The following is a 5,224-nucleotide window of genomic DNA, read 5'->3' as shown; positions in this document are numbered from 1 at the left end:
TCCAGAACCATCGGCCCGCAGCTGGACAGGTCGATCTCATAGGTGTCCATGCGCGGATTGTTTTCGTCGTCAGGACTCCAGCGGTAGATCTTGAAGGTGCGTGGCTTCTTCGCGCTCTTGGCGGCGTAGTGCTTGCCCTTCTGGACTTTGGAGTTTTTCGGTAGCGTGAACTCTGCCATGTCGTATTCCGGGAATCGGGAATGGGGTATCGGGATCAGTAGACACGCTTCTTGGGCGGCACGGTCTCGACATCGTCGGTAAGAGTGTTCATGTGCACAGGGCGGTAATCGAAACGCGACTTGCCCGCGTCATCGATCCACACCAGGGTATGTTTCATCCACTCGCCGTCGTCACGATCGGGAAAATCCTCGCGCGCATGAGCACCACGGGATTCCTTGCGCTGCTCGGCCGAGTTCATGGTAGCCACCGCCTGATCGAGGAGATTGGACAATTCCAGGGTCTCGACCAGGTCGGAGTTCCAGACCATCGATCGGTCACTGACACGTACATCATCGAACGAGGCGTGCACCTTGGCGATCTTTTCGCAGCCGTCCTGCAATGTTTCCTGGGTTCGGTAAACCGCCGCATCGGACTGCATGGTCTTCTGCATCTGGATACGGATATCGGCAGTCGGCGTTCCGCCATCGGCGTGACGCAATGTGTCGAATCGTTGCAGCGCCTTGTCCAGGACGCTGGACGGAAGGTCCTTGTGCGCTGCGCCTGGCTTGATGATCTCGGCGCAGCGGTGCGCGACGGCTCGGCCGAACACCACCAGGTCAAGCAACGAGTTCGAACCCAGGCGGTTGGCCCCATGCACCGAAAGGCAACCGGCCTCGCCGATGGCAAAAAGTCCAGGCACCACGGCGTCGGGATCGTCGCCTTTCTTCTGCACGACCTCGCCGTGATAGTTGGTCGGGATACCGCCCATGTTGTAGTGCACCGTCGGCAGCACCGGGATGGGTTCCTTGGCCACATCGACGCCCGCGAAGATGCGCGCGGTCTCCGCGATACCGGGCAATCGTTCATTGATGACGTCGGAACCCAGGTGCATCAGGTTCAGGTAGGTGTGGTCGGCGTTCTCACCGACACCCCGACCCTCGCGGATCTCGATGGTCTCGGCACGCGAAACCACATCGCGCGAGGCCAGGTCCTTGGCGCTGGGTGCATAGCGCTCCATGAAGCGCTCGCCCTGGGAGTTGGTCAGATAACCACCCTCTCCGCGCACGCCCTCGGTGATCAGACAGCCGGCACCGTAGATTCCGGTGGGATGGAACTGCACGAACTCCATATCCTGTAGCGCCAGGCCGGCGCGCAGCACCATGCCGCCGCCGTCCCCGGTGCAGGTATGCGCCGAGGTGCAGGAAAAGTAGGCGCGACCGTAGCCGCCGGTGGCCAGCACCACAGCCTGGCCGCGGAAAACATGCAACGTACCCTCGTTGAGGTCCAGCGCCAGTACGCCGCGGCATACGCCCTCATCGTCGAAGATCAGGTCGGTGGCGAAGTATTCGATGAAAAAAGTCGCATCATGGGCCAGCGACTGCTGGTACAGCGTATGCAGGATGGCGTGACCGGTTCGGTCGGCTGCGGCACAGGTGCGCTGTGCTGTGCCCTTGCCGTAGTGCGTGGTCATGCCACCGAACGGACGCTGGTAGATCTTGCCCTCGTCGGTGCGAGAAAACGGCACACCATAGTGCTCCAGCTCGATCACGGCCTCCGGCGCGTGCTTGCACATGTACTCGATCGCATCCTGGTCGCCGAGCCAGTCGCCACCCTTGATGGTGTCGTAGAAGTGGAAGCGCCAGTCGTCCTCGCCCATGTTGCCGAGCGCGGCAGCGATGCCTCCCTGCGCGGCCACCGTGTGCGAACGTGTCGGAAAGACCTTGCTGACGCACGCAGCTTTCAGACCCTTCTGCGCCAGACCGAAGGTGGCACGCAGGCCAGCGCCACCGGCACCGACCACCACCACATCGAACTTGTGTTGCTGAACCTTGTAACTTTCCATGAATCTTCCTTTAGCCAGCAAGCGCAATGCGCAGGACCGCAAGCGCACAGGCGATCGCAAACAGGACGGCAAACAGCTTGACCAGCACGATCAGGCTGAACTCAAGCCAGCGCGTGTGCACGTAATCCTCGATGACCACCGCGAGGCCCAGCTGCGCGTGCCAGAACATCGCGCTGGTGAAGGCGATCATCAGGGCTGCATTCCAGGGCCGAGCCAGCACTGCATGCGCAGATGCGTAATCGGCATGCAGCATCGACAGCAGCATGACCACGAACCAGATGCACAGCGCAATCAAGGCCACCGCGGTCATGCGTTGCATCCACCAGTGCTGTGCGCCGGACTTGGCCGAGCCCAGGCCGATCGCGCGGCGCGCGGGGTTGCGAAACCTGCTCATGCCACACCTCCCATGGCCAGCCATGCCCATATCGCAAGGGTCAGGGCCAGGCTCACGATCACCGCGAGCCAGCCTGAGCGCACAAACTGCGGGATTTCATAACCCATGCCCGTATCCTGCAGCAGATGCCGGATACCGTTGCAAAGATGAAACATCAGCGCCCAGGTCCAGCCGATCATCAGGATCAGCCCGACAATGCTGGTGATGAAGGCTTCAAAATGAATCCAGGCACCTGCTCCGGAGGCCATGGCCATGAGCCCCCAAAGCACCAGTAGGGTACCGATGGAAAGTGCAATGCCGGTCGCGCGATGCAGAATCGATGTCGCCATCTGCACCTGCCAGCGGTAGATGCCAATATGCGGTGAAAGAGGTCGCCCGGTCTGTGCCATCGTGGCCATCCTTTACATGGAGTCGCGGAACGCCCTGTGGACGCGAATACCCGTGTGTACGCAGAACAAGCGCGAACCGATTAAAAATCGATGCAGCGGCCGTTTTTTTCCCAGTCGCCGTAACGCACGGGGTCAGGGCGCGGCTTGCCGTCCTCGCGATCCTCACGATTCCGCTCCCTGGGCGGATTCGCTGGTGTCGGTTCGGAAGGCGGGTTCTGGGTATGCGTGGGGTTCGTGTCGGTCATGGGCTTGGAAAAGCTCTGTAAAATCCTAATACCAGCCCTGAACAAGCACAAGCTGGACAACGTCCGGCAGGCATGCAATGCACGGCATATCCAAGGTCCATCCATCATCATGACATACGTTCAACCGATACCGCTCGAGGCCGCCATCGTTCGCCTTCAAGGCAGTGATGCGCTGGCTTTCGCACAAGCGCAATTCAGCAGCGACGTGAACGCACTCCAGATCGGCACCTGGCAATGGAGTGCATGGCTGGATGCCAAAGGACGAGTTGTCGCACTCTTCCATCTGGTGTACTTGAACCCGGACCAACTGCTGCTCGTGCTTCGCGGCGGCGATGCCTCCCGCGTGGCCAAGGGCCTCGCTCGCTATGTTTTCCGCTCCCGAGTGGAGATAACGACCTTGCCTGCGCTGCCATTGGCGGATGCAGACAACGCCCAAGCCTTCAGCGTGAACGGCAATGTAAACGACCTTACGCTCGGCTTTGATTCGTATGCCGTCCGCATCGGATCGCCGCATGCCGCCAACAGCCAGTGGCGGCATGCAGCCATGCAGGCAGGCCATCCGTGGCTGGTCGAATCCCTGCACGGCACGCTGCTTCCACCGGCCCTTTCCCTGCGCAGACTGGGAGCCGTCAGTTTCAGCAAAGGCTGTTTCCCAGGCCAGGAAATCGTTGCGCGCATGCACTACCGCGGCAGACACAAGTATCAGCTGTGTCATGTCATGTTGCCGAGTGCAGTACCCCCCGGCCTCACCTGGACACCGTCATCGGACGATGAGGGCAACCTGGTCGTGCTCGATTGCATCGAAAGGCACGGTGACTTGCATGAGGCGCTCGGCATCGCTCATGAGCGGGTGATTGAAACCTGGTCCAACGAAGCCGAAAACTCACCGCTGAAGGTCCTCGGAACCTTCCCGACGTGACAGGCATGCCTCGACGCGTTTTTAACCCCACCTGAACACCGGCGGCCAGTGGATTGACTTGAAACCGATCATTAGCTAAATTTCTGTTATCGATTGACCTGATGGTGAACTTGGAACAGGTCTTTTGCAGTGCGCGACAAACCGGAAGTATCCGGATTGGCGCGACCCGGCACCGAACCACGCCGGAATGAAACGTCCGCTTCTTGCGGACACCGCAGCGCGGAGCCACCCATTCGCTCCCATATCCATGCCGCGCAGCGATGCAACCCAACTTCAAATCAAGAAATTCGGATCGGCGCTACACATAAGTGGCGTTCGTTTTGCGGTGTTTGTGCCGCAATTTCGGTAACGACCGGCAGACCGCAAAAACGGCTGTCGCTCAAGCGCGCATGCGGAACCACCCGCTGCGATATGCTGAGGAAAATCAACGATGAAACTTGCATGGCTGCTCTGGATGACTTCGCTGATGCCCCGGCCCATGGCCGATCAGGCATGTCTTGCGACCACGGTGTACCTGGAAGCTCGTAGCCAACCCACCATCGGCCAATTCGCCGTCGCGGAAGTCGCCATGCGTCGACATGAGCGCGGTCGCTATGGCAAGACCATATGCGACGTGGTCCGCGCGCCGCTGCAGTTCGCGCTGTCGACCACGCCCAAGAGCTTCGACATCAGCAACCTTGCGGCCTTCAACAAAGCCTGGAAGATCGCCGGTGAAAGCATGGCCATCTGGAAGCTGCCCAAACGCGACCGCGTGATGGTGGTGCCCGGTGCCTATCATTTCGCCACCACCAGCATCTCGCCCAAATGGGCCACGCATGCGCCCCTGCGCACCATCGGTGACCATGCGTTCTACGCGACAAACTGACCGGGCAAACGGGCAACAGGCTTGACCGGGGCGACCAACGAGGGTCGCCCTTTTTTGTGCCGCAAACTCCGGAGTTCGGCTCGACGCCAGACCGCATGGGCGAACGTGTGTTTTCAATCGCATGCTAAGTCAAAACTGAGAAACGCGCGTACACTTTCATCAATGCGGGCAAAGCTGTGCCACTCAAACATCATCGCAACCCTGAGGACATCGGGATTGCTGCTGTTGCTGGCCTCTGCATATGCCTGGAGCGCAACGCCTTCAACCGATACCGTCAGCGTGCGGTCACGTCTGTTCACGCCGCAACTGAGGGCCTATGCCCGCGTTCTTCCGATCACCATGGCACGGCTGCGCGCGGCGCGCACGGGCCAGGTCATCGGACTGGACATCGCCCCGGGCACGCGCGTGAA

The 5,224-nt window shown here is 60.5% G+C and carries 7 protein-coding genes and 1 pseudogene; 3 read left to right on the top strand and 5 right to left on the bottom strand.

The genetic code is table 11. The features are described 5' to 3' along the window. The 5 genes and pseudogenes from PF446_RS03870 to PF446_RS03850 form a co-directional block, all read right to left on the bottom strand. Nucleotides 1–179, bottom strand: a pseudogene (locus PF446_RS03870) (succinate dehydrogenase iron-sulfur subunit); the annotation flags it as partial. Nucleotides 180–214: 35 nt separating this feature from the next. Next, complete coding sequence (gene sdhA / locus PF446_RS03865) at nucleotides 215–2,002, bottom strand: succinate dehydrogenase flavoprotein subunit (protein WP_298069924.1); 1,788 nt, start codon at nucleotides 2,000–2,002, stop codon at nucleotides 215–217. Nucleotides 2,003–2,012: 10 nt separating this feature from the next. Continuing rightward, on the bottom strand, nucleotides 2,013–2,396 hold the full coding sequence (sdhD, locus tag PF446_RS03860; protein WP_298069923.1) for a succinate dehydrogenase, hydrophobic membrane anchor protein: 384 nt from the start codon (nucleotides 2,394–2,396) through the stop codon (nucleotides 2,013–2,015). Continuing rightward, a complete protein-coding gene (gene sdhC, locus PF446_RS03855; RefSeq protein WP_298069922.1) occupies nucleotides 2,393–2,785 on the bottom strand; it encodes a succinate dehydrogenase, cytochrome b556 subunit in 393 nt (130 codons plus the stop codon). The genes sdhD and sdhC overlap by 4 nt, the downstream gene beginning before the upstream one ends. Before the next feature lie 80 nt (nucleotides 2,786–2,865). Further along, complete coding sequence (locus PF446_RS03850) at nucleotides 2,866–3,030, bottom strand: DUF1674 domain-containing protein (protein WP_298069920.1); 165 nt, start codon at nucleotides 3,028–3,030, stop codon at nucleotides 2,866–2,868. Between the two features lie 109 nt (nucleotides 3,031–3,139). On the opposite strand from PF446_RS03850, the gene PF446_RS03845 reads away from it, so the two are divergent. The 3 genes from PF446_RS03845 to PF446_RS03835 form a co-directional block, all read left to right on the top strand. Next, nucleotides 3,140–3,949 (top strand): folate-binding protein, encoded by an 810-nt coding sequence (locus PF446_RS03845; protein ID WP_298069919.1) that lies wholly within the window; start codon nucleotides 3,140–3,142, stop codon nucleotides 3,947–3,949. A 430-nt stretch (nucleotides 3,950–4,379) separates the two neighbouring features. Then, nucleotides 4,380–4,814, top strand: a complete 435-nt coding sequence (locus PF446_RS03840; RefSeq protein ID WP_298069918.1) for a cell wall hydrolase — start codon at nucleotides 4,380–4,382, stop codon at nucleotides 4,812–4,814. 225 nt (nucleotides 4,815–5,039) lie between these two features. Further along, nucleotides 5,040–5,224 (top strand): hypothetical protein (locus PF446_RS03835; protein WP_298069917.1); only part of this gene is annotated, 185 nt, incomplete at its 3' end.

Source organism: Oleiagrimonas sp., assembly GCF_027858935.1.
GTDB lineage: Bacteria > Pseudomonadota > Gammaproteobacteria > Xanthomonadales > Rhodanobacteraceae > Oleiagrimonas.
This window is presented reverse-complemented; position numbering and strand designations above follow the sequence as displayed.